Here is a 20705-nt window from a genome sequence, read left to right on the forward strand (position 1 = left end):
CACGCGTCACACGATGACCCCGAACTCATACCTACCGGTCGGTAAAACGTCATCGCCGTGGAGGCCGTCACCGTGCCAAGACCCCGCGCCACCCTGCTCGCCAGAGCCACCGCCACAGCCGCCGCCGTCACCACCGCCGCGCTGACCCTGACCGCCACCCAGGCCACCGCGGCGCCGCCCACCGCGACCGACGGCGCCTACACCGTCAGCGCCCTGAAGTTCACCGTCGACACCGGCGACCGCACCTGCACCGTGGACGCCGACCTCTACCGCCCGGCCGCGGCCGACGCGGAGCACCCCGCCCCGGCGGTGCTCACCACGAACGGCTTCGGCGGCGACAAGTCCGACAGCACCGGCGACACCGCCAAGGCCTTCGCCCAGCGCGGCTACGTCGGACTCGCCTACTCGGGCCTCGGCTTCGGCAAGTCCGGCTGCCTGGTCTCCCTCGACGACCCGAAGATCGACGGCAAGGCGGCCTCCGCGCTCGTCGACTTCCTGGCCGGCACCCGCGCCGCCGACGACGGCACCACCGTCGACTACGTGACGACCGACAAGAAGGGCGATCCCCGGGTCGGCATGATCGGCGGTTCCTACGGCGGCGCCATCCAGCTGGCGACGGCCTCCGTCGACCACCGCGTGGACGCCCTCGTCCCGCTCATCACCTGGAACGACCTCGCCTACTCGCTCGACCCGCAGAACGCCTCCGACCGCTCCGTGCCCGGCGTCTTCAAGTGGCAGTGGACCAACGGGTTCTATCTCATCGGCGAGGGACAGCCGCTGCTCTCGCCGTCCCTCGACCCCTCCCGCATCAACAAGCTCACCTGTCTGCACTTCGTCGACGACGCCTGCGAGACGATCCGCACCCTCAACTCCGGCACGTACCCGGCCGACAGGACGGCCGCCCTGCTCGCCTACGCGCGCAGCGTCTCCCCGGTGACGTACCTGAAGAACGTCAAGGCGCCCACGCTGCTCGTCCAGGGTCAGACGGACAGCCTGTTCAATCTGAACGAGGCCACGGCCACGTACGACAGCCTCCGCGCGCAGGGCACGACGGCGAAGATGATCTGGCAGTCGTGGGGACACAGCGGTGGGCTCACCGACCCGGCGAGCGGCGAGCTGAACCTCTCCGAGGGCAACCTGGAGACGAGCTACGTCGGACGGCGGATCCTCGCCTGGTTCGACCGGTACCTCCAGCACAAGAAGGGCGTCGACACCGGCCCCGCCTTCGCCTACTACCGCGACTGGATCGGCGACCCGGACCACACCTACGGCACCGCGTCCGCCGTCCCCGCCGCGACCCGGAAGCTGTACCTGTCCGGCGACGGAAAGCTCGTCGACAGCCGCGCCGAGGTGGCCCGAGGCAGCCGCGAGTACCGCAACTGGCTCATCCCCACCAGCCACTCGGAGTCCTCGCTCGCCGGCACCATCGGCCTGCCCGACCCCGCCCCGCGCGACACCAAGGGCACCTACCTCGACTGGACCACCGGGCCGCTGACCCGGGCCACCGATGTCGTCGGCTCCCCGAAGGCCACCCTCAAGGTGATCTCCCCGAAGACGGAACGGGTCCAGAACTCCGGCGACGCCGCCGACAAGCTGGTCCTCTTCGCGAAGCTGTACGACGTCGCGCCCGACGGCACGAAGACGCTCGTGCACCGGCTCGTCGCGCCCGTCCGGGTCCCCGACGTCACCCGCTCCTTCACCGTCACCCTCCCCGGCATCGTGCACCGCTACGAGCAGGGGCACCGCATCCGGTTCGTGGTCGCGGCGAGCGACGACGCGTACGGCGGCAACAAGGGCGTCAAGCCGGTCACCGTCACCAGCGCCCCGGAGGACACCGGAACGGTGGAGCTTCCGGTCGTTCCGTAGGCCGCGGAGGCGGTCCGTCACCCGTACGGGCCCTCGGCCGGTGCGGGATCGCCGCCTGCCCGCCCATGCTGGGCGGGGAGGCGGCGACGGCCTCCGGGATACGACGGAAGGGTCCACCGATGAGCCCGAAGGACACCGCGAGCACCGCGAAGAGCGGGGGCTCCAGAGCGTTCACGCCGGCCAGGATCGCGGTCCTGGTCCTCTTCGTCCTCCTGCTGGTCTTCATCTTCGAGAACACCCGGCAGGTGAAGATCCGCATGCTCATCCCCGAGGTGTCCATGCCGCTGTACCTGGCCCTGCTGATCACCGCGGTCATCGGCGGGATCTGCGGCGGCTACTTCGTGGCGCGCAGGGGGCGCAGGTGACGGCGCACCCGATGACCCGTGCCGTGCGGCGACGCGTGGCGACCGTGACCGCCGGGGCGGCCCTCGCCCTCACCGTGTCGGCGGGCGCCGCGGTCGCCGCCGACGGCCAGCGGATGCCGGAGCTGCGCGGGCGCGGCCTCATGCACGTCTTCTCGACGGTCGACTACCGCACCAGGGTCGACGTGAAGGACGTCAGCGGCCTCAAACGGCACGTGCTGTGGCCGATGAGCTGGAAGGTGTGCAGCCAGTACCCGGCCACCGGCCGGCCGATCGGCGACGAGGGAGTGCGCGTCGGCGTCGTCAAGAACGGCGAGAAGTGCCCCCGGGCGGCCACCGCCTAGCCGCTCCGTAGGCTGAGCCGATGACCGACGAGCATCCCTTCGCCGCCGTGGGCCCCCGGGTGGGCATCCGCCCGTTCGCCCTCGCGGACGCCGACGAGTTCACCGCGCGCTCACGCGAGAGCCGGGAACTGCACCGGCCCTGGCTCTTCCCGCCCGACAGCGCCGACGCCTACGCGCGGTACGCGGGCGGACTCATCGACGACCCGGCCAAGCACGGGTTCCTGGTGTGCGAGCGGGACGGCGGCGCCATCGCCGGGTTCATCAACATCAACAACGTCGTGCAGGGCGGCTTCCGCTGCGGCGCCCTGGGCTACGGCGCCTTCGCGCACGCCGCCGGGCGCGGGCTGATGTCCGAAGGGCTCGGTCTCGTGATCCGGCACGCGTTCGGACCGCTCGGCCTGCACCGTCTGGAGATCAACGCGCAGCCCGCGAACACGGCCTCGCTCGCGCTGGCCCGCCGCGCCGGGTTCCGGCTCGAAGGGTTCTCGCCGGACTTCCTCTTCATCGACGGGGCCTGGCGCGACCACGAGCGGTGGGCGATCACCGCGGAGATGGTGGCGGCGCGGGACGCTACCGCCGCGACTTCCGGTTGATCTTCATGGTGTCCATGTCGGTCACCGTCGACCGCAGCTCACCGTGCCCGTATCCGCGCTCGCTCAGATACGCCTCGGCCTTCTCCTCAGCGAGGGCGCCTGCCATCTCCTCGCCGTCGTCCGGGTCGGACTCGACGACGTAGCGCATGGAGAAGGCCTTGAGGCCGCGGTCGTACGCGAGCGAACCCTCGGGACCGAAGCGCATCCCCGCGATGCCCTCGTGCTCGGCCACCTCGGCGAGCAGCCGCTCCCTGGCCCCGTCGGTGAGGCCGTCGAAGGTGGCGCGGACGATGACGCGGTAGGTGTGGTTCTCGGCCATGGCGGGGCGTGCTCCTCGTGCTGCGGGCGCCGGGACCTCGCCCGGGCGTCTGGAAGCCGCCAGCGTACGACGATCAGGAGGCGCGGCGCCCGGAATATCGGCGCCGGCGGCCTTTGCGCAATCCTGACCGGAGCAGCCCCTGGCCAGCTCGCCGATGACCCTGTTCCATGGTCATCGGGGCGGGCGGCGCCCCCTGGCGACGGGAGGCTCCCCCATGACCGAGATCCGCCGTGAGGTGCTGACGCTGCCGGGCGCGCCGACGGGCCCCGCGAACCCGCTGCCACCGCTGCGGCCCCTCGACGAGACGCACGAACTCGACGAACGGACCAGGGCGGGCCTCCCGCTCGACATGGCGCGGCAGGTCGGCTACCGGCCGCTGCGCAGCGTGCTGCCCGAGCGAATACGCGACGGGTACGGGCGCGCGCGGGCCCCGCTCGACCTCGACGCGATCGTGATCGAGAACGAGCGGCTGCGGGTCACCGTGCTCCCCGGTCTCGGCGGCCGTGTCGTCTCCCTCTTCCACAAGCCGAGCGAGCGCGAACTCCTCTACCGTAACCCGGTGTTCCAGCCCGCCAACTTCGCGCTGAACGGCGCCTGGTTCTCCGGCGGCATCGAGTGGAACATCGGCGCGACCGGCCACACCACCCTGTCCTGCGCGCCCCTGCACGCCGCGCGCGTCACCGCCCCCGACGGCGGCGAGATGCTGCGGATGTGGGAGTGGGAGCGGCTGCGCGACCTGCCGTTCCAGGTGGACCTGTGGCTGCCCGCCGACTCCGACTTCCTGTACGTGGGCGTGCGCGTGCGCAATCCGCACGAGAAGCCCGCCCCCGTGTACTGGTGGTCCAACATCGCCGTCCCCGAGGACCGCCGGGTCGTCGTGCCCGCGGACGAGGCATGGCACTTCGGGTACGAGCGGACGCTGCGCACCGTGCCGGTCCCCGACCACGGGGGCGTGGACCGCACCCGGCCGCTGAACAGCACCTACCCCGCCGACTACTTCTACGAGGTGCCGGACGGGCGGCGCCGCTGGATCGCGGCCCTCGACGACACCGGGCACGGGCTCGTGCAGACGTCGACCGATCTGCTGCGCGGCCGGAAGCTGTTCGTGTGGGGCTCGGGGCCGGGCGGGCGGCGCTGGCAGGAGTGGCTGACCGAGCCCGGCACCGGGGGCTACGCGGAGATCCAGGCCGGGCTCGCCCGCACCCAGCTGGAGCACGTACGGCTCGAGGCGGAGGGCGAGTTCAGCTGGCTGGAGGCGTACGGCCCGCTCAGCACGTCACGCGAAGCCGCCGGCACGGCCTGGGGCGCCGTGACCGACGAGGTCGAGCGGCGCCTGGCGCAGGCGCTGCCGCGGGCCGACGTCGACGCCGCCCACGAGGCCTGGCGGACCGGCTGCGCCGACGCCGAACCCGGCGAGCGGCTCGCCGTCGGCTCCGGCTGGGGCGCCCTCGAACTGCGGCGCACCGGCTGGAAGCTGCCGGGCACCCCGTTCGACGAGTCGACGCTGGGGGAGGCGCAGGCGCCCTGGCGCGAGCTGCTGGACAGCGGGGACTTCCCCGAGCAGCGCCGGGTCGGCCCGCCGGGACCGACTCTCGTCGCACCTGCCTGGCGCGACATGCTGGAGACGGCACCGGCCCGGCCGCTGACCGAGTACCACCTCGGCGTCGCGCAGTGGCACGCCGGCGACCGGGCACAGGCCGAGCGCAGCTGGGAGCGGGCCCTCGAACTGGCCCCGTCCGCCTGGCCGTTGCTGCGCTGCATGGCCGTCGCCGACGAAGCGGGCGGGCATCCCGAGCGCGCCGCCGACCGGTACGCGGCCGCCTTCGACGACCTGTGCGCGGAGCGGCGCCACGACGGGGAGATGTGGGTGGCGGCGACGGCGGCCCTGGGGCGCGAGGCGGTCGCGGCGCTGCTGGCCGTGGGACGGGCGCAGACGGCCCGTTCGGTGTGGGACCGGCTGCACGCAAGCACCCGCGCGCAGGGGCGGTTCCGGCTGATCGAGGCCCAGCTGCTCGCCGCCGAGGGCGACATGGCGGGGGCGCGGGCCGCCTTCGACGCCGGGTTCGAGGTGGCGGACCTGCGGGAGGGCGCGGAGTCGATCGGTGAGCTGTGGGAGACGGTGGCGCCGGGCGAGCCGCTGCCGGCCCGCCACGACTTCCGGATGCGGCCGGAAGCCTAGGCCTGCGCGCCGAACAGGGACTTGAAGGCCACCGCGCGGCTGTCGCGCACGTGGAGCAGGGTGCTCGCGGCGGCCGACTCCGCGTCGCCCGCCGCGATGCGCTCGTACATGTCCGCGTGCTGGGCCCGCATGTGCGCCGGCTCCGCGCGCAGTCCGAACACGAGCTGCAGCTGCCAGCTCAGCTGTTCCATCGTGCGGGACAGCAGCGGATTCCCGGCCAGGGCCACGACCTCCTCGTGGAAGGCCGTGTGCGCGGCCACCTCATGGGTGCCCTCGTCGTCGCCCGCCGCCCGCTCGGCCTGCTCCAGACAGCCCAGCAGCGTGTCGAGGCCCGGCGGCCGTGCGGGCGCCGCGTCCGCCACCGCGCGGGCCGCGAGCCGCGACGCCTGGACGGCGAGGGGTTCCCACACCTCGTACAGATGCGTGACGTCGTCCCGCTCCAGGCTGCGTACCCGGACACCGCTGTGCGGCAGCAGTTCCAGCAGACCCTCGGCGACGAGCGCGCGCAGGGCCTCGCGCACCGGCACGCGGGACATCTCCAGCTCCTGGGCGACCTCGCGCTCGACGAGGCGTGCGCCCATCGGATACCGGCGGTCGACGATGCGCTGCCGCAGCGCTTCGCGTGCCTGGGCGCTCAGCGACGTACGCCCCTGTCCCGCCGGTGTTCCGTCACCGCTCGCCGTCACCCGCACCACTCCACCGTCCCCGCGTCCTCACCCGTCGTGCTCCGGGTGAGGATACGTGGGGCGGGCGCCGCTCACCCGTCGGCGGGCGTCTGCCGGTCGACGTACTCGAAGACGGATCCGTCCGGGTGCAGCGCGATGAGATTGCGGCCGCCCGGGCTCGGCACCGGGCCCGCGAGGACCTTCGCGCCGGACGCGGTGAGCAGGGCGTACGCCTCGTCGACATCGGGCACCGCGATCGTGGCGGCCACCTTGCGCAGCACCTCCAGCTCCGTCGCGGGGCCGCTCATCAGGAGGAAGCAGCCGACCGCGGCCACCGAGACGCCGCCCCGCTCGAAGCGCATCGCTCTGCTGCCCGTCAGGCGCTCGTAGAACGTGACCGTCGGGTCCAGCATCGCCGGATCGGCGACGCAGATGCGCAGCGTGGTGCCCAGGATCTCCATGGCTTGGCCCGTGCCACCTCTCTGACCGGCTCTCTTCGGGCTTGCCACGATTTCATGATTGCCGCGCCCGCGCCACCAACTCCGTTGACCGCCGCCCGCCTTGGCCGACTACTTCTGGTCCACGGGCAGCAGACCGCGCTCGGCGAAGACCTTCTTGGCGACGAAGGTGGCGTTGAGGGCCCGGGGGAATCCGGCGTAGCCCGCCGAGTGCAGGAGCGCCTCGACGATCTCCTCGGGGGTCAGCCCGACGTTGAGGGCGGTGTTGAGGTGCACCTCCAACTGCGGTTCGCAGCCGCCGAGGGCCGTCAGGATGCCCAGGGTGAGCAGCTGGCGGTCGCGCGGCGGCAGCGCGGGGCGCCGGTAGATCTCGCCGAAGCCCCACGCGACGATCTGGTGGGCGAGCTCGGGGCTGACGTCGGCGAGGGAGTCCAGGACGAGCGGGACCGCGTCGCTGTTGATCCCGTTCAGCGTCTCCAGGCCCTGCGCGAAGCGGGCCTGGCGGGTCTCGGCGGTCGCCGAGGAGGGGGCGGGGGTGGGCTCGGGTCCGGTGTTCATGAGGCCTCTTCCGTAGCTCTTCCGTAGCTCTGTCGTGTGGAGTCTCGGTGGCCGTTACGAGGTGCGCGGGAAGGGTACCCGCCGCGCCATGGAACGCTTGGATCAACGACTCACCGAGCAAGTGGCAGGAGCCGTGCGCGACGCGGTCCGCGACGAGATGCGGGGCGTCGTGAACCGGCGCCGCCGCACTGCCGCGCTGTACGCCGGGTCGGCGCTGTCGGCCCTCTACGCCGGCGCGGCGGCCGCGGTGGCGCTCGGGCTCGCGCTGGCGCTGGCCCTGCCGAGCTGGGCCGCCGCGCTGATCGTCGCCGCGCTGCTGGGCGTCGTGGCGTTCGTGCTGCGGCGGGCCGCCAGGCCCACCGGGCCCGAGATTCCGCCGATGCCCGCCGGGCCGCCGCCCGGGGCCTGAATTCAGGGGCGCGCAGCGGGGGAGAACCGGAGGAGAGACGTGAGCCGCACACGTGTCCTGGTCGTCGGTGCCGGGTTCGCCGGGTACCGCGCCGCTCGCCTGCTCACCCGGGTGGCCCGGCGCGATGCCGAGGTCACCCTGCTCAACCCGACCGACTACTTCCTGTACCTGCCGCTGCTGCCGCAGGTCGCCGCCGGCCTGCTGGAGCCGCGCCGCGTGACGGTCTCGCTGTCCGGCACGCTGCCGCACGCCCGCCTCGTCCTCGGCGAGGCCGACGGGGTGGATCTCGACCGGCGGACCGTCTCGTACGTCGACCCCGAGGGCGGCCGCGGCGCGCTGGAGTACGACCGCCTCGTCCTGGCCGTCGGCAGCGTGAACAAACTGCTGCCGGTGCCTGGCATCGCCGAGTACGCGCACGGCTTCCGCGGCATGCCCGAGGCGCTGTACCTGCGCGACCACGTGACCCGGCAGATCGAGCTGGCCGCCGCCGCGCCCGACGCCGAGTCGTGCCGGGCGCGCTGCACCTTCGTCGTGGTCGGCGGCGGCTACACCGGGACCGAGGTCGCCGCGCAGGGGCAGCTGCTGACCGAAGCCCTGGTACGGAAACAGCCGCCGCGCCACGGCGTGCGGCCGCGCTGGATCCTGCTCGACGTCGCGCCGCGCCTGCTCCCCGAACTCGACGCCCACCTGTCGCGCACCGCCGACCGGGTGCTGCGCGAGCGGGGCGTCGAGGTGCGTACGCGGACCTCGGTGCGGGAGGCCACCGCCGACGGCGTGCACCTCGACGACGGGGAGTTCGTCGGCACCCGCACCCTGGTGTGGTGCGTCGGCGTGCGGCCCGATCCGCTCGTCGCCGCGCTCGGCCGGCCGCTGGAGCACGGGCGGCTGCTCGTCGACCCGTATCTGACGGTGCCCGGCCACCCCGAGGTGTTCGCCTGCGGCGACGCGGCGGCCGTCCCCGACCTGACCCGGCCGGGGGAGTACACCCCGATGACCGCGCAGCACGCCTGGCGGCAGGGGCGGATCGCCGGGATCAACGTCACCGCGTCCCTCGGCCGCGGCCAACAGCGCGCCTACCGGCACAAGGACCTCGGCTTCACCGTCGACCTCGGCGGGGCCCAGGCCGCCGCCAACCCGCTCGGTGTCCCGCTCTCCGGCCCGCTCGCGGGCGCCGTCACCCGCGGCTACCACCTCGCCGCGCTGCCCGGCAACCGCGTCCGGGTCGCCGCCGACTGGCTCCTGGACGCCGTACTGCCGCGCCAGGCCGTCCAGTTGGGGCTCGTGCGCTCCTGGTCCGTGCCGCTCGACACGGCGTCGCCCGAACTGGCGCGGACACCCGGCGAGCACACCGACGCCCCGCACACCGAACCGACCCACGACCCGCCCGATGGAGGAACCCCGTGACCACGTCCCCGCCCGTCCCCGCCCGTACCGCGACCGAGATGCAGGACCTGGCGCGGCAGTTGCGGGTCGACTCGGTCCGCGCGGCCGACGCCGCCGGGTCCGGGCACCCCACGTCGTCGATGTCCGCGGCCGACCTGCTGGCCGTCCTCCTGGCGGGCCATTTCCGCTACGACTTCGAACGCCCCGCCCACCCGGGCAACGACCGTCTCGTCCTGTCCAAGGGCCATGCGTCGCCGCTGCTGTACGCGGCGTACAAGGCGGCCGGAGTCATCGACGACGCCGAACTGCTCACCTTCCGCAGCCTCGGCAGCCGTCTCGAAGGGCATCCGACGCCCCGGCGGCTGCCGTGGGTGGAGACCGCCACCGGCTCGCTCGGCCAGGGCCTGCCCGTCGGTGTCGGCATCGCCCTGTCCGGCAAACGGCTCGACCGCGTCGACTACCGCGTCCACGTCCTGTGCGGCGACAGCGAGCTCGCCGAGGGCTCGGTGTGGGAGGCCGCCGAGCACGCCGGGTACGAACTGCTCGACAACCTCACCGTGATCGTCGACGTCAACCGGCTCGGCCAGCGGGGCCCGACCCGGCACGGCCACGACCTGGACGCGTACGCGCGCCGCTTCCGCGCCTTCGGCTGGCACACCATCGAGATCGACGGGCACGAGAGCGCCCAGATCGACCACGCGTACACGGAGGCCGCGTCCACCGTCGGGCGGCCCACCGCGATCCTCGCCCGCACCATCAAGGGCAAGGGGGTCCGCTCCGCCGAGGACCGGGAGGGACTGCACGGCAAACCGCTGCCGGACGCCGCCGCGGCCGTCGAGGAGCTGGGCGGCGACCGGGGCACGCGCGTGCGCGTACAGGCGCCGCCCGCCGCACGGGCGTTGCACGCCGTACGCAGCGGCCGGCTCGAGCTGCCCCGCTACGAGATCGGCGACGAGGTCGCCACCCGCGACGCCTTCGGCGAGGCCCTCGCCGCACTGGGCTCCGCCCGCGGGGACGTCGTCGCGCTCGACGGGGAGGTCGGCGACTCCACCCGCGCCGAGTTCTTCGCCAAGGAGCACCCCGACCGGTACTTCGAGTGCTACATCGCCGAGCAGCAGCTCGTCGGGGCCAGCGTGGGGCTCGCGGCGCGCGGCTGGGTGCCGTTCGCGGCCACGTTCGGCGCGTTCCTGACCCGGGCGCACGACTTCGTGCGGATGGCGGCGGTCAGCGGCGCCGGGATCAATCTGGTCGGCTCGCACGCGGGCGTCGCCATCGGGCAGGACGGGCCCTCCCAGATGGGCCTGGAGGACCTGGCGATGTTCCGGGCCGTGCACGGGTCGACGGTGCTCTGCCCGTGCGACGCCAACCAGACGGCCCACCTCGTCGGGCGCATGGCCGACCTGAGCGGCGTGCGCTACCTGCGGACCTCGCGCGGGGCCGACCCGGTCATCTACGGGCCGGACGAGGAGTTCCCGGTGGGCGGGGCCAAGGTGCTGCGCTCCGGCGACCACGACCGGGTCACGCTCGTCGCCGCCGGGGTCACCGTGCACGAGGCGCTGACCGCGGCCGATGAGCTGGCGTCGGCCGGGATTCCCGTGCGGGTGATCGACGCGTACTCGGTGAAGCCGGTGGACCGTGAAGTGCTGCGGGAGGCCGCGCGGGTCACCGGGTGCCTGGTCACCGTGGAGGACCACCGGGAGGAGGGCGGCCTCGGGGACGCCGTCGCCCAGGCCTTCTCGGACGGGAGCCCGGCACCCCGGCTCGTGCGGTTGGGCGTGCGGGAGATGCCCGGGTCCGCGTCGCCGGAGGAGCAGCTGCGGGCCGCCGGGATCGATGCCGGCTCTCTCTCGGCGGCGGTGGCACTGCTGGTGGAGCAGCAGGTGGCGCCCTGAGCGCGAAACGGTCGCCCAACTCGTCGTATCGACGCCGGAGTTGAAGGTTTGGCCACGGCTCGTGAGGTGACTCGGAGTGTGAGGTTGCCATGACGAATACGAAGAAACCGCGAACGAACGAGGAGAGCCGCGTGCCGCGCCCCATGGAGGTGCTGCGCGAGGCGCGGGCCCAGCTGGCCGAGCTCACCGGGATGACGGCGGAGTCCGTGTCGGCCTTCGAACGCACCGAGGACGGCTGGGAGTTGCAGGTCGAGGTCCTGGAAGTGGCGCGCGTCCCCGACACGATGAGCCTGCTGGCGAGCTACCAGGTGAGCCTGGACCCGCAGGGCGGCCTCACCGGGTACCGGCGGGTCCGCCGGTACGAGCGCGGACGCGCCGAGCCGCGCCGGTCCGGCGGCCAGTAGACCGGCCCGCTCCCCTCGCCGACCGCACCACCCGCACGATCCGCACCACCCGTGCGGACGATCCCCGTTTCCCAGATCCCGTCTCCCAGATCCCGTTTCCCAGACCCCAGACAAGGAGGACCGGTCTCCATGACCGTTGTTCCCGCACAACAGTCAGGCGGCGGTGGCGGCACCAGTGGCCTGTACGACGTACTCGAACTCGTCCTGGACCGCGGGCTCGTCATCGACGCGTTCGTCCGGGTCTCGCTGGTCGGCATCGAGATCCTGAAGATCGACGTCAGGGTCGTCGTCGCCAGCGTCGACACCTATCTCCGGTTCGCCGAGGCGTGCAACCGGCTCGACCTGGAGACCGGCAGCAAGAAGCCGTCCGGCCTCACCGACATCCTCGGCGACACCATGGAGTCGGGCGCGCGCGGCAAGACCAAGGGTGCCCTCTCCGGCGCCGCGCAGACCATCTCCGACGCCTTCAACCAGGCCCGCGAGGAGGGTGAGGCCGAGCCGCGCCGCACCCGCCGCGCCCCGAGCCGCCGTAAGGAGGAGCAGTGAGCAGCACCTACATCTACGGCATCGCGAGTGCCGAACATCCCACGCTGCCCGACGGCATGGGCGGCATCGGCAAGCCCGCGCGCCCGGTGCACATCGTGAAGGAGGGTCCGCTGGCCGCGATCGTCAGCGAGGCCCCCGACGACCTGCGGCCCAAGCGCCGTGATCTGCTCGCCCACCAGAGCGTGCTCGCCGAGGCGGGCGCCGGCGGTCCGGTGCTCCCCATGCGGTTCGGCAGTCTGGCCCCCGACGAGAAGGCCGTGGCCGATGTGCTCGCCGAGCGGGCGGACCACTACCAGGAGCGGCTGCGCACGCTCGACGGCAAGGTCGAGTACAACGTCAAGGCGCAGCACGACGAAGAGGCCGTACTGCACCGGGTGATGGCCGAGAACCCCGAGGTCCGCTCGATGGCCGACGCCAACCGGCAGGCGGGCGGCGGCACCTACGAGGACCGGCTGCGGCTCGGCGAGATCGTGGTCGGCGCCGTGCAGGCCCGCGAGGCCGAGGACGGCGTGCTGCTGCGGCGACTGCTCGAACCGTCCGCGGACTCGGTGTCGACGGGCCCCGAGAGCACCGGCTGGCTCGCCAACATCTCGTTCCTCGTCGACCGGAAGGCGGCCGAGCGCTTCCTCGCCGCCGTCGAGGACGTCCGCCGCGACCACGCGCACATTCAGCTCACCGTCAACGGCCCGCTCCCGCCGTACAGCTTCGTGGAGCCGGGCCCGTCCGCTCCGGCGGGCAGTACGGAGTGAGGCCGTGGGGCTGACCAGGCTGGTCGGCGAGGTGCTGCTGCTGCCGCTCGCGCCCGTGCGCGGGTCGATGTGGGTGATGGAGCAGCTGGTCGCCGAGGCCGAACGGAACTACTACGACCCGGCCGTGATCCGTTCTGAACTGGCCGCCCTGGAGCGGCGGTTGACGGAGGGCGACATTGACCAGGAGACGTTCGACCGGCTCGAGGACCAGCTCCTCGACCGGCTGGAAGGGAAGTGAAGCGTGAACCGGGCAGCGCTCGGCCTCGCGGTAGGGGCCGGTTACGTCCTCGGACGGACCAAGAAGATGAAGCTGGCGTTCGCCATCGGCACGATGGTCGCGGGCAAGCGGCTGAAGCTCAGCCCGCGCGCCATCGGCGAACTGGTGACGCAACAGCTGGAGAACAACCCGCAGTTCAAGGAGATAGGCGATCAGCTCCGGGAGGATCTGCGCGGCGTCGGCAAGGCGGCGACCGGTGCGCTCGTGGAGCGGCAGATCGAGGGGCTCGCGGGCCGGCTGCACAGCCGTACGCAAGGGGTGCGCGACCAGATCTCGGGTGTCGCCCCCGACGCGGACGACGTGCGCGACGCCGGTGAACGGGTCACGCGCGTGGTGCCGGGGCAGAGCGTGCGCCGCGAGGACGACGCGAACGACGCGGACGAGGACGCCTACGAAGACTCTGAGTCCGACTCCGACTCGGACTCCTATGACGACGAGGGCGACCGCGACGAGGGCGACCGCGACGAGAGCCCGCGCCGTGGCCGACGTGGTGAATCCGCTGCGTCCGGCCGGCGCGGTCAGGCCGCCGAGCGCACCCGGATGAGCACGTCGACGGCGAAGCGGGCCCCCGCGAAGAAGACCGCGGCGAAGAAGACGGCCGCGAAGAAGACGGCGGGCAAGAAGACGGCGGCGAAGAAGACGACCGCCAAGAGGACCGCGGGCAGTCCCGCCCGCGCCGCGAAGGGAGGGCGGGACCGTGGCTGAATCACCCACCAAGGCGCTGGGCGGCCTCGCCAAGAGCCAGGCCGCCGACCACCTCAAGTCGGAGCTGCAGGAGTACCTCGCCGCCCAGGCCCAGCGGATGCTGCTGGGCGCGGGGCGCAAGCTGGGCCAGACGACGGTGAAGCTGAACGACATCGCCGAGGGCAACAGTCCCGGCTTCGCCAAGCTGGCGCTCGACGGCGGCCGCAAGCTGGCCGAGGGCAAGGGCCCGATGCGCAGCGCGGTCGAACTGGGCGCGGGGCACCTGAAGGACAAGGTCGTCGGCGCGTTCAAGGGCCTCGGCGGCAAGGGGAAGAAGAAGGGCGGCGCGGGCAAGAAGCCGACCGTCATCATGGAGTTCATCGACGTCGGCGTCGATCTGCGGACCGCGTACGACCAGTGGACGCAGTACCAGGAGTTCTCCACGTTCGCCCGCGGCGTCAAGAACGCGAACCGCGCCGACGACGTGACCTCCGACTGGCAGATGAAGGTCTTCTGGTCGAGCCGCAGCTGGAAGGCGCACACCACCGAGCAGGTGCCCGACGACCGGATCCAGTGGACGTCGGAGGGTGCCAAGGGCACGACGAAGGGTGTCATCACCTTCCACCGGCTCGCCGACCGGCTCACCCGGGTCCTGCTGGTCATCGAGTACTACCCCAAGGGCCTGTTCGAGAGGACCGGCAACATCTGGCGCGCCCAGGGCCGCCGGGCCCGCCTGGACCTCAAGCACTTCGCGCGGTTCGTGACGATCCGCGGCGAGGCGAGCGACGGCTGGCGCGGTGAGATCCGCGACGGCGAGGTGGTCACCACCCACGAGGACGCCCTCGCCCAGGAAGAGGAGGAGAAGGAGCAGGAGGAGCAGGAGGAGCAGAAGGAGCAGGAGGAGCAGGCGGAGCAGGAGGAGGGCAAGCCGGCCGACGAGTACGACGAGGAGGCCGGGGAGGGCGAGGGGTCCGAGGAGGACGCCGAACCCGACCAGGACGAGTACGACGAGGCGGAGGCCGAGTACGACGACGCCGAGGGCGGCTACGAGGACGAGCCGGAGGAGGCGGAAGAGTACGAGGAGGACGAAGGCGAGTACGAGGAATACGCCGATGAAGGCGCCGAGGGTGACGAGGGCGCCGACGAGGAGGAACCCGCGCGTGGCAGGGAGCGCGCCGGCAGCGGGGCCCGCCGATGACGACGGCCACCACCGGCGCCCGCTTCCCCGAGCCGTACCGCGGGGACGGAGGCGGGGCCAATCTCGCCGACATCCTGGAGCGCGTCCTCGACAAGGGGATCGTCATCGCGGGCGACATCCGGATCAATCTGCTCGACATCGAACTGCTCACCATCAAGCTCCGCCTGATCGTCGCGTCGATCGACAAGGCGAAGGAGATGGGCATCGACTGGTGGGAGGACGACCCGGCGCTGTCCTCGGGCGCCCGACGCAAGCAACTCGCTCAGGAGAACGCCGAGTTGAAGAGCCGGCTGGCCGAGCTCGAAGAGGCCGTGGAGGGGGAGAGGTCCTGATGGGCACGAGTGTCCCGGCGGGGCAGCTGCGCTACGTGTACGCCGTGTGCCGGCCGCTCGACGCGCCGTTGCAGGCCGAACTCGCCGGTGTCGCGGGCGCGCCGCCCCGGCAGCTGGAGCACGACGGCCTCGTCGCGATCGTCGCCGATGTGCCGGAGCGGGACTTCGCGGAGGCCCCGCTCCGCGCGCACCTGGAGGACCTGGACTGGCTCACGGCCACCGCCCGCGCCCATCAGACGGTGATCGCCGCCCTCACCACCGTCACCGGACCGCTGCCGCTGCGCCTGGCCACCGTCTTCCGGGACGACAGCGGTGTGCGCGTGATGCTGGAGCAGGAGGGCGACCGCTTCCGGGCCTGCCTCGACCGTCTCGCCGGACGCGTCGAGTGGGGCGTGAAGGTGTACGTGGAGGGAGGGGCAGAGGGGGCGGAGGCCGCGAGGGAGGACCCGGCGCGGGGCGCTCAGGCGGCCCCTTCGTCCGGGCGCGACTATCTGCGCCGCCGCCGCGCCGAGCGCACCGCGCGCGACGACGCCTGGCAGCGTGCGGAGCGCTTCGCGCAGGAACTGCACGACGAGCTGGCCGGGTGCGCGGCGGACAGCAGGATTCATCCTCCGCAGAACCCCGAACTGGCCCGCGCGAGCGGCCGCAACGTCCTCAACGCCGCCTATCTCGTGGACCGTACGGAGGCGGAGGCGTTCGTGGAGCGGGTCGACGCCACCAAGGGCCGGGAGCCGGGCCTGCGGGTGGAGCTGACCGGCCCGTGGGCCGGCTACTCGTTCGCGGCGACGGGCCCGGACGTCCAAGAAGCGGACACACGGGGAGGTGACGTGCGGTGACCGTCGTCGAACGGCGCGAGATCGCTCTCGTCGACCTCCTCGACCGGCTGCTCGCGGGCGGTGTCGTCCTCGCCGGGGACATCACCCTGCGCATCGCGGACGTCGATCTGGTCCGCATCGATCTGAACGCCCTGATCAGCTCGGTCAATGAACAAGTACCCTCGCCCTGGCCGGAGTTGATGTGACATGGCACGTATCGAGATCGAGCGGGACACGGTCGAGCGCGATCTGATGAAACTGGTCCTCACGGTCGTCGAGCTGCTGCGGCAGCTCATGGAGCGGCAGGCGATCCGCCGCTTCGACACCGGTGATCTGACGGAGGACCAGGAAGAACGGATCGGGCTCACCCTGATGCTCCTGGAGGACCGGATGGCCGAACTCAGGGACCGCTACGACCTGCGGCCCGAGGACCTGAACATCGACCTCGGACCGCTCGGGCCGCTGCTGCCCAGGAGCTGAACTCCCCTCGCGGGACTACTGCTTGCGGGCCAGGATCTCCCCGTGCGGCACGGCGAACCAGGCGTCCGCGTGCGTGCCCCACTCCCGCCACGTGGCGGAGACCGCCGTCAGCTGATCGGTGGTCGCGTGCCCGCCCGCCGTGGCGCGGTCCGCGTACGCGGAGGCGACGGTACGGTCCGCCCACAGCCCGCTCCACCAGGCGATCTCGTCCGGCGTCGCGTAGCACCACGCGCCCACCGAGCACGTGACGTCCTCCTGGGTGAAACCGGCCTTCATGGCCCACGACTTGAGGAAGCGGCCGGCGTCCGGCTCCCCGCCGTTGGCCCGGGCGACCCGGCGGTACAGATCCAGCCAGTCGTCCATGCCGGGCAGCCGCGGGTACCAGGAGAACACCGCGTAGTCGGAGTCCCGGGCCGCGACGATCCCGCCCGGCTTCGTGACGCGCCGCATCTCCCGCAGCGCCTGCACCGGATCGCCGACGTGCTGGAGCACCTGGTGCGCGTGCACCACGTCGAACGTGTCGTCGTCCCACGGCAGCGCGTGCACGTCGGCGGTGGTGAACTCCGTGTTCGCCAGGCCCCGTTCGGCCGCCGTGGCCCGCGCCTGCTCCACGATGCCCTCGGCGCTGTCGGCGCCGACCACCCGCCCCTGCGGCACCAGCGCGGCGAGGTCGGCGGTGATGGTGCCCGGCCCGCAGCCGATGTCCAGGACGCTGGAGTCCGGCCGGAGCACGCCCGAGTCGAGGAGGTAGGCCGCCGAGTTGGCGGCGGTGCGCCAGGTGTGCGAACGCAGCACGGACTCGTGGTGGCCGTGGGTGTACACGGCGGTCTCCTGCGACATGGCCCGATCCCTTCACGGTGGGGGTGACACGGTGTGGCTGCCGCCCGGGGCGGACGCCCCGGGCGATGCGTTCACCGTACGCCCGCCAACCGGATGATGAGACCCGTGTCTCACAGTATGGTCAGCGGGCGGTACACGCGCAGCGCCTCGTGCTCCTTCTCGACGGTCAGCACCGGTCCGCACGGGCTCACCTCACCGTCGTAGGCGAGCGGGGTGCCCGGCGCGATCCCGTCCACGCGCAGCCGGGTCATCCGGGTCGCCGTGTGGAACGGGGAGCGGGACAGCGGGCCCGACAGGGCCGCCGCGAGGAGCCGGAAGCCGGGCAGCCGGCCGCCGCCGACCGTGCGCACGTCCAGCAGCCCGTCGGCCAGGGACGCGCGCCGCCCCGCCGTCAGCCCCATCCGGCGGTAGGTGCAGTTGCCCGCGAACAGCAGCCACAGCTTCCGGTCGCTGCCGCCGATGCGGACGTTCAGCGGATGGTCGCGGCGCAGCACGTGCACGGCCGCCACCACATCGGCGAGCCGCCCGCCGACCCGCGCCGACCAGCGTTCGCGCTCGTGCACCAGCTCCGGGTAGGCGCCCAGGCTGAAGGTGTTGAGGAAGATCCCCGAGGTCTCCGCCGAGTGGAAGCGCCCCACGTCGACCGCGACCGCGTCCCCGCCCTGGACGGCCCGCACCAGATCGCCCGCGTCCTCCACCCCGAGGTCGTACGCGAAGTGGTTGAGGGTGCCGCCGGGCAGGACCGCCAGCGGCAGCCCGTGCTCCAGCGCCACCCGCGCCGCCGTGTTCACCGAGCCGTCGCCGCCCGAGATGCCGAGCGCGCGGGCGTGTGTCGCGGCCTTCTGGAGGACCGGCACGAGGTCGCCGCCGGTGAACTCCACGAACTCCGCGGCGGGCAGCGCGTCGCGCAGCGCCTTCACCTTCTCCGGCGTGCCCGCGTTCGTGTTCACCACCATCACCAGACCCTCGCCGCCCGGCAGCGCGGGTACGTCGTCGACCAGCGGCCGCCCCGGTGTCGGCATCTGGTCGCGCGTCGGCACCAGCCCGCGTACGGCGAAGGCGGCACCCACCCCGAGCGCTGCGCCCACCAGGACGTCGCCCGGGAAGTGGGCGCCGGTGTAGACACGGGAGGCCGCCACGGAGAACGCCAGCGGCGCGACGGCCGCGCCCAGGCCCCGCGACTCCAGCGCCACCCCCGTCGCGAAGGCGGCGGCGGACGCCGAGTGCCCCGACGGGAACGACGTGGTGAACGGCTGCCGCTTCAGGCGCCGGGCCAGCGGCACCGGGTCGAGGATCGGCCGCGCCCGGCGCACTGAGCGCTTCCCCAGCGTATTGATGGTCGCCGAGGCCACGGCGAGGGACGCGATGCCGCGCACGGCGGCCCGGCGGGCCTTCGGCGATCCGCTCAGGGCGAGGGCACCGCCGATCCCGAACCAGAGCACACCGTGGTTGGCGGCCCTGCTGAGCCGGGGCAGGACCCGCTCGGCACCGGGCCAGTTCGAACCCGCGGCGAACTCGAAGACGCGCCGGTCCAGGGAGGCGAGGCGTCCCCGCAGGGACGGGCCGGGCTTGGTCACGGCCGGCGCGGGCGTGATGAGGTCGGCGAAGAAGTCGGCACACATGTCACGACGGGTACCCCGTGCCGGGCCCCGCACCCGGCCCCGGCCTGCCAATTCATTTGCCCGTCACCCGCACGGGCGTCCAGAATGCGGGATCATGGGACATCTGGAAGCCGCGCACCTCGAGTACTACTTGCCGGACGGGCGGGCGCTGCTCGGTGACGTCTCCTTCCGGGTCGGCGAGGGCGCGGTCGTCGCCCTGGTCGGGCCGAACGGCGCGGGCAAGACCACGCTGCTCCGCCTGATCTCCGGCGAGCTCCAGCCGCACGGCGGCTCCGTCACGGTCGGCGGCGGCCTCGGCGTGATGCGCCAGTTCGTCGGCTCCGTCCGCGACGAGACGACCGTCCGCGACCTGCTTGTCTCCGTCGCCCAGCCCCGGCTCCGCGAGGCCGCGAAGGCGGTCGACAAGGCCGAGCACGCGATCATGACGGTCGACGACGAGGCCGCGCAGATGAGCTACGCCCAGGCGCTCGCCGACTGGGCCGAGGTCCAGGGCTACGAGGCGGAGACGCTCTGGGACATGTGCACCATGGCCGCGCTCGGCGTCCCCTACGACAAGGCCCAGTTCCGCGCCGTGAGCACGCTCTCCGGCGGTGAGCAGAAGCGCCTGGTCCTGGAGGCGCTGCTGCGTGGCCAGGACGAGGTCCTGCTCCTCGACGAGCCGGACAACTACCTCGACGTGCCCGGCAAGCGCTGGCTCGAGGAGAAGCTCCGCGAGACCCGCAAGACGGTCCTCTTCGTCTCCCACGACCGCGAGCTGCTCGCCCGCTCCGCCGAGAAGATCGTCAGCGTCGAGCCGGGCCCCGGCGGCGCCGACGCCTGGGTGCACGGCGGCGGCTTCGCCACGTACCACGAGGCCCGCCGGGAGCGCTTCGCCCGCTTCGAGGAGCTGCGCCGCCGCTGGGACGAGAAGCACGCCCAGCTCAAGAAGCTGGTGATCAACCTCCGGCAGGCCGCCGCGGTCAGCCACGAGATGGCCTCCCGCTACGCGGCCGCGCAGACCCGGCTGCGCAAGTTCGAGGAGGCGGGCCCGCCGCCGGAGCCGCCGCGCGAGCAGGACATCACCATGCGCCTCAAGGGCGGCCGCACCGGCGTACGCGCCGTGACCGTCCAGGGCCTGGAGCTGACCGGCCTGATGAAACCCTTCGACCTGGAGGTCTTCTACGGCGAGCGCGTCGCGGTCCTCGGCTCGAACGGCTCGGGCAAGTCCCACTTCCTGCGCCTGCTGGCCGGCGACGACTCGGTGGCGCACACCGGCGCCTGGAAGCTGGGCGCGCGCGTGGTCCCCGGCCACTTCGCCCAGACCCACGCCCACCCCGAGCTCCAGGGCCGCCCGCTGCTCGACATCCTCTGGCGCGACCACGCGAAGGACCGGGGCGCGGCGATGTCCCTGCTGCGCCGCTACGAGCTGACGGCCCAGGCCGAGCAGAACTTCGAGCGGCTGTCCGGCGGCCAGCAGGCCCGCTTCCAGATCCTGCTCCTCGAGCTGGAGGGAGCCACCGCCCTGCTCCTGGACGAGCCCACGGACAACCTCGACCTGGAGTCGGCCGAAGCGCTCCAGGAGGGCCTGGAGTCCTTCGACGGCACCGTCCTCTCGGTCACCCACGACCGCTGGTTCGCCCGCGCCTTCGACCGCTACCTGGTCTTCGGCTCGGACGGGAAGGTCCGCGAGACCACGGAGCCCGTCTGGGACGAACGCCGGGTGGAGCGCGCCCGCTAGGGCGTCACCGAGG

25 protein-coding genes are annotated in these 20705 nt (G+C 72.9%); 19 read left to right on the top strand and 6 right to left on the bottom strand.

Going from position 1 to position 20705, the window contains the following annotated elements:
• Positions 1-141: 141 nt before the first annotated feature.
• The 4 genes from ABZ930_RS24215 to ABZ930_RS24230 all read left to right on the top strand — a co-directional run bounded on the left by ABZ930_RS24215 (position 142) and on the right by ABZ930_RS24230 (position 3165).
• Positions 142-1866 (top strand): CocE/NonD family hydrolase, encoded by a 1725-nt coding sequence (locus ABZ930_RS24215; protein ID WP_361551331.1) that lies wholly within the window; start codon positions 142-144, stop codon positions 1864-1866.
• Positions 1867-1985: 119 nt separating this feature from the next.
• Positions 1986-2231 (top strand): LapA family protein, encoded by a 246-nt coding sequence (locus ABZ930_RS24220; RefSeq protein ID WP_361551232.1) that lies wholly within the window; start codon positions 1986-1988, stop codon positions 2229-2231.
• Positions 2232-2242: 11 nt separating this feature from the next.
• Positions 2243-2572 carry a hypothetical protein gene (locus ABZ930_RS24225; RefSeq protein WP_361551235.1) on the top strand — a complete coding sequence of 110 codons (330 nt, stop codon included), beginning with the start codon at positions 2243-2245 and terminating at the stop codon, positions 2570-2572.
• 20 nt (positions 2573-2592) lie between these two features.
• Positions 2593-3165 (top strand): GNAT family N-acetyltransferase, encoded by a 573-nt coding sequence (locus ABZ930_RS24230; RefSeq protein WP_361551238.1) that lies wholly within the window; start codon positions 2593-2595, stop codon positions 3163-3165.
• On the opposite strand, the gene ABZ930_RS24235 is transcribed toward ABZ930_RS24230, so the two are convergent.
• The gene (locus ABZ930_RS24235) at positions 3143-3484 is read right to left on the bottom strand and encodes a DUF6204 family protein (RefSeq protein ID WP_361551241.1); all 342 of its coding nucleotides are present in this window, start codon (positions 3482-3484) and stop codon (positions 3143-3145) included. The genes ABZ930_RS24230 and ABZ930_RS24235 overlap by 23 nt on opposite strands.
• Positions 3485-3698: 214 nt before the next feature.
• On the opposite strand from ABZ930_RS24235, the gene ABZ930_RS24240 reads away from it, so the two are divergent.
• Complete coding sequence (locus ABZ930_RS24240; RefSeq protein ID WP_361551244.1) at positions 3699-5663, top strand: DUF5107 domain-containing protein; 1965 nt, start codon at positions 3699-3701, stop codon at positions 5661-5663.
• On the opposite strand, the gene ABZ930_RS24245 is transcribed toward ABZ930_RS24240, so the two are convergent.
• The 3 genes from ABZ930_RS24245 to ABZ930_RS24255 all read right to left on the bottom strand — a co-directional run bounded on the left by ABZ930_RS24245 (position 5660) and on the right by ABZ930_RS24255 (position 7344).
• The gene (locus ABZ930_RS24245) at positions 5660-6349 is read right to left on the bottom strand and encodes a GntR family transcriptional regulator (RefSeq protein WP_361551247.1); all 690 of its coding nucleotides are present in this window, start codon (positions 6347-6349) and stop codon (positions 5660-5662) included. The two genes, ABZ930_RS24240 and ABZ930_RS24245, sit on opposite strands and share 4 nt — an antisense overlap.
• A gap of 71 nt (positions 6350-6420) precedes the next feature.
• Positions 6421-6789, bottom strand: a complete 369-nt coding sequence (locus ABZ930_RS24250; RefSeq protein ID WP_361551250.1) for a VOC family protein — start codon at positions 6787-6789, stop codon at positions 6421-6423.
• Between the two features lie 108 nt (positions 6790-6897).
• Entirely contained in the window at positions 6898-7344 is a 447-nt protein-coding gene (locus tag ABZ930_RS24255) for a carboxymuconolactone decarboxylase family protein (protein ID WP_361551253.1), read from the bottom strand.
• An 88-nt stretch (positions 7345-7432) separates the two neighbouring features.
• On the opposite strand from ABZ930_RS24255, the gene ABZ930_RS24260 reads away from it, so the two are divergent.
• The 13 genes from ABZ930_RS24260 to ABZ930_RS24320 all read left to right on the top strand — a co-directional run bounded on the left by ABZ930_RS24260 (position 7433) and on the right by ABZ930_RS24320 (position 16513).
• Positions 7433-7753, top strand: coding sequence for a phage holin family protein (locus tag ABZ930_RS24260; RefSeq protein WP_361551256.1), 321 nt, complete (start codon positions 7433-7435; stop codon positions 7751-7753).
• 39 nt (positions 7754-7792) lie between these two features.
• Positions 7793-9157 (top strand): NAD(P)/FAD-dependent oxidoreductase, encoded by a 1365-nt coding sequence (locus tag ABZ930_RS24265; RefSeq protein ID WP_361551259.1) that lies wholly within the window; start codon positions 7793-7795, stop codon positions 9155-9157.
• Positions 9158-9195: 38 nt separating this feature from the next.
• A complete protein-coding gene (locus tag ABZ930_RS24270) occupies positions 9196-11028 on the top strand; it encodes a transketolase (RefSeq protein ID WP_361551334.1) in 1833 nt (610 codons plus the stop codon).
• Positions 11029-11117: 89 nt separating this feature from the next.
• Positions 11118-11432, top strand: a complete 315-nt coding sequence (locus ABZ930_RS24275) for a gas vesicle protein (protein WP_361551262.1) — start codon at positions 11118-11120, stop codon at positions 11430-11432.
• A gap of 129 nt (positions 11433-11561) precedes the next feature.
• On the top strand, positions 11562-11978 hold the full coding sequence (locus tag ABZ930_RS24280) for a gas vesicle structural protein GvpA (protein WP_353945732.1): 417 nt from the start codon (positions 11562-11564) through the stop codon (positions 11976-11978).
• On the top strand, positions 11975-12727 hold the full coding sequence (locus ABZ930_RS24285; protein ID WP_361551265.1) for a GvpL/GvpF family gas vesicle protein: 753 nt from the start codon (positions 11975-11977) through the stop codon (positions 12725-12727). The genes ABZ930_RS24280 and ABZ930_RS24285 overlap by 4 nt, the downstream gene beginning before the upstream one ends.
• Positions 12728-12731: 4 nt before the next feature.
• Complete coding sequence (locus ABZ930_RS24290) at positions 12732-12965, top strand: gas vesicle protein GvpG (RefSeq protein ID WP_361551268.1); 234 nt, start codon at positions 12732-12734, stop codon at positions 12963-12965.
• Between the two features lie 3 nt (positions 12966-12968).
• On the top strand, positions 12969-13709 hold the full coding sequence (locus tag ABZ930_RS24295; protein WP_361551271.1) for a DNA primase: 741 nt from the start codon (positions 12969-12971) through the stop codon (positions 13707-13709).
• On the top strand, positions 13702-14886 hold the full coding sequence (locus ABZ930_RS24300) for an SRPBCC family protein (RefSeq protein ID WP_361551274.1): 1185 nt from the start codon (positions 13702-13704) through the stop codon (positions 14884-14886). The genes ABZ930_RS24295 and ABZ930_RS24300 overlap by 8 nt, the downstream gene beginning before the upstream one ends.
• Positions 14883-15218 (top strand): gas vesicle protein, encoded by a 336-nt coding sequence (locus ABZ930_RS24305; protein WP_361551277.1) that lies wholly within the window; start codon positions 14883-14885, stop codon positions 15216-15218. The genes ABZ930_RS24300 and ABZ930_RS24305 overlap by 4 nt, the downstream gene beginning before the upstream one ends.
• On the top strand, positions 15218-16054 hold the full coding sequence (locus ABZ930_RS24310; protein ID WP_361551280.1) for a GvpL/GvpF family gas vesicle protein: 837 nt from the start codon (positions 15218-15220) through the stop codon (positions 16052-16054). Before ABZ930_RS24305 ends, ABZ930_RS24310 begins: the two co-directional genes overlap by 1 nt.
• A complete protein-coding gene (locus ABZ930_RS24315) occupies positions 16051-16239 on the top strand; it encodes a gas vesicle protein (RefSeq protein WP_361551283.1) in 189 nt (62 codons plus the stop codon). Before ABZ930_RS24310 ends, ABZ930_RS24315 begins: the two co-directional genes overlap by 4 nt.
• A 1-nt stretch (position 16240) precedes the next feature.
• On the top strand, positions 16241-16513 hold the full coding sequence (locus ABZ930_RS24320; RefSeq protein ID WP_361551286.1) for a gas vesicle protein K: 273 nt from the start codon (positions 16241-16243) through the stop codon (positions 16511-16513).
• A gap of 15 nt (positions 16514-16528) precedes the next feature.
• Here the strand turns inward: ABZ930_RS24320 and ABZ930_RS24325 are convergent, their stop codons facing one another.
• Both ABZ930_RS24325 and ABZ930_RS24330 read right to left on the bottom strand, forming a co-directional pair.
• Positions 16529-17353: a methyltransferase domain-containing protein gene (locus ABZ930_RS24325; protein WP_361551289.1), complete on the bottom strand. Its 825-nt coding sequence runs from the start codon at positions 17351-17353 to the stop codon at positions 16529-16531.
• Positions 17354-17463: 110 nt separating this feature from the next.
• Positions 17464-18975 carry a phosphatase PAP2 family protein gene (locus ABZ930_RS24330; RefSeq protein WP_361551292.1) on the bottom strand — a complete coding sequence of 504 codons (1512 nt, stop codon included), beginning with the start codon at positions 18973-18975 and terminating at the stop codon, positions 17464-17466.
• A gap of 94 nt (positions 18976-19069) precedes the next feature.
• Here ABZ930_RS24330 and ABZ930_RS24335 point away from each other — a divergent pair, with 94 nt between their 5' ends.
• Entirely contained in the window at positions 19070-20692 is a 1623-nt protein-coding gene (locus ABZ930_RS24335) for an ATP-binding cassette domain-containing protein (RefSeq protein WP_361551295.1), read from the top strand.
• The last annotated feature ends 13 nt before the right edge of the window (positions 20693-20705 follow it).

This window comes from Streptomyces sp. NPDC046716 (assembly GCF_040645755.1).
GTDB lineage: Bacteria > Actinomycetota > Actinomycetes > Streptomycetales > Streptomycetaceae > Streptomyces.

Excerpts from the sequence above, each read along its gene's own strand:
- ABZ930_RS24220 (WP_361551232.1), top strand. The coding sequence starts at position 1,986 with ATGAGCCCGAAGGACACCGCGAGCACCGCGAAGAGCGGGGGCTCCAGA.
- ABZ930_RS24225 (WP_361551235.1), top strand. The coding sequence starts at position 2,243 with ATGACCCGTGCCGTGCGGCGACGCGTGGCGACCGTGACCGCCGGGGCG.
- ABZ930_RS24230 (WP_361551238.1), top strand. The coding sequence starts at position 2,593 with ATGACCGACGAGCATCCCTTCGCCGCCGTGGGCCCCCGGGTGGGCATC.
- ABZ930_RS24235 (WP_361551241.1), bottom strand. The coding sequence starts at position 3,484 with ATGGCCGAGAACCACACCTACCGCGTCATCGTCCGCGCCACCTTCGAC.
- ABZ930_RS24240 (WP_361551244.1), top strand. The coding sequence starts at position 3,699 with ATGACCGAGATCCGCCGTGAGGTGCTGACGCTGCCGGGCGCGCCGACG.
- ABZ930_RS24250 (WP_361551250.1), bottom strand. The coding sequence starts at position 6,789 with ATGGAGATCCTGGGCACCACGCTGCGCATCTGCGTCGCCGATCCGGCG.
- ABZ930_RS24255 (WP_361551253.1), bottom strand. The coding sequence starts at position 7,344 with ATGAACACCGGACCCGAGCCCACCCCCGCCCCCTCCTCGGCGACCGCC.
- ABZ930_RS24260 (WP_361551256.1), top strand. The coding sequence starts at position 7,433 with ATGGAACGCTTGGATCAACGACTCACCGAGCAAGTGGCAGGAGCCGTG.
- ABZ930_RS24270 (WP_361551334.1), top strand. The coding sequence starts at position 9,196 with ATGCAGGACCTGGCGCGGCAGTTGCGGGTCGACTCGGTCCGCGCGGCC.
- ABZ930_RS24275 (WP_361551262.1), top strand. The coding sequence starts at position 11,118 with ATGACGAATACGAAGAAACCGCGAACGAACGAGGAGAGCCGCGTGCCG.
- ABZ930_RS24280 (WP_353945732.1), top strand. The coding sequence starts at position 11,562 with ATGACCGTTGTTCCCGCACAACAGTCAGGCGGCGGTGGCGGCACCAGT.
- ABZ930_RS24305 (WP_361551277.1), top strand. The coding sequence starts at position 14,883 with ATGACGACGGCCACCACCGGCGCCCGCTTCCCCGAGCCGTACCGCGGG.
- ABZ930_RS24310 (WP_361551280.1), top strand. The coding sequence starts at position 15,218 with ATGGGCACGAGTGTCCCGGCGGGGCAGCTGCGCTACGTGTACGCCGTG.
- ABZ930_RS24320 (WP_361551286.1), top strand. The coding sequence starts at position 16,241 with ATGGCACGTATCGAGATCGAGCGGGACACGGTCGAGCGCGATCTGATG.
- ABZ930_RS24325 (WP_361551289.1), bottom strand. The coding sequence starts at position 17,353 with ATGTCGCAGGAGACCGCCGTGTACACCCACGGCCACCACGAGTCCGTG.
- ABZ930_RS24330 (WP_361551292.1), bottom strand. The coding sequence starts at position 18,975 with ATGTGTGCCGACTTCTTCGCCGACCTCATCACGCCCGCGCCGGCCGTG.
- ABZ930_RS24335 (WP_361551295.1), top strand. The coding sequence starts at position 19,070 with ATGGGACATCTGGAAGCCGCGCACCTCGAGTACTACTTGCCGGACGGG.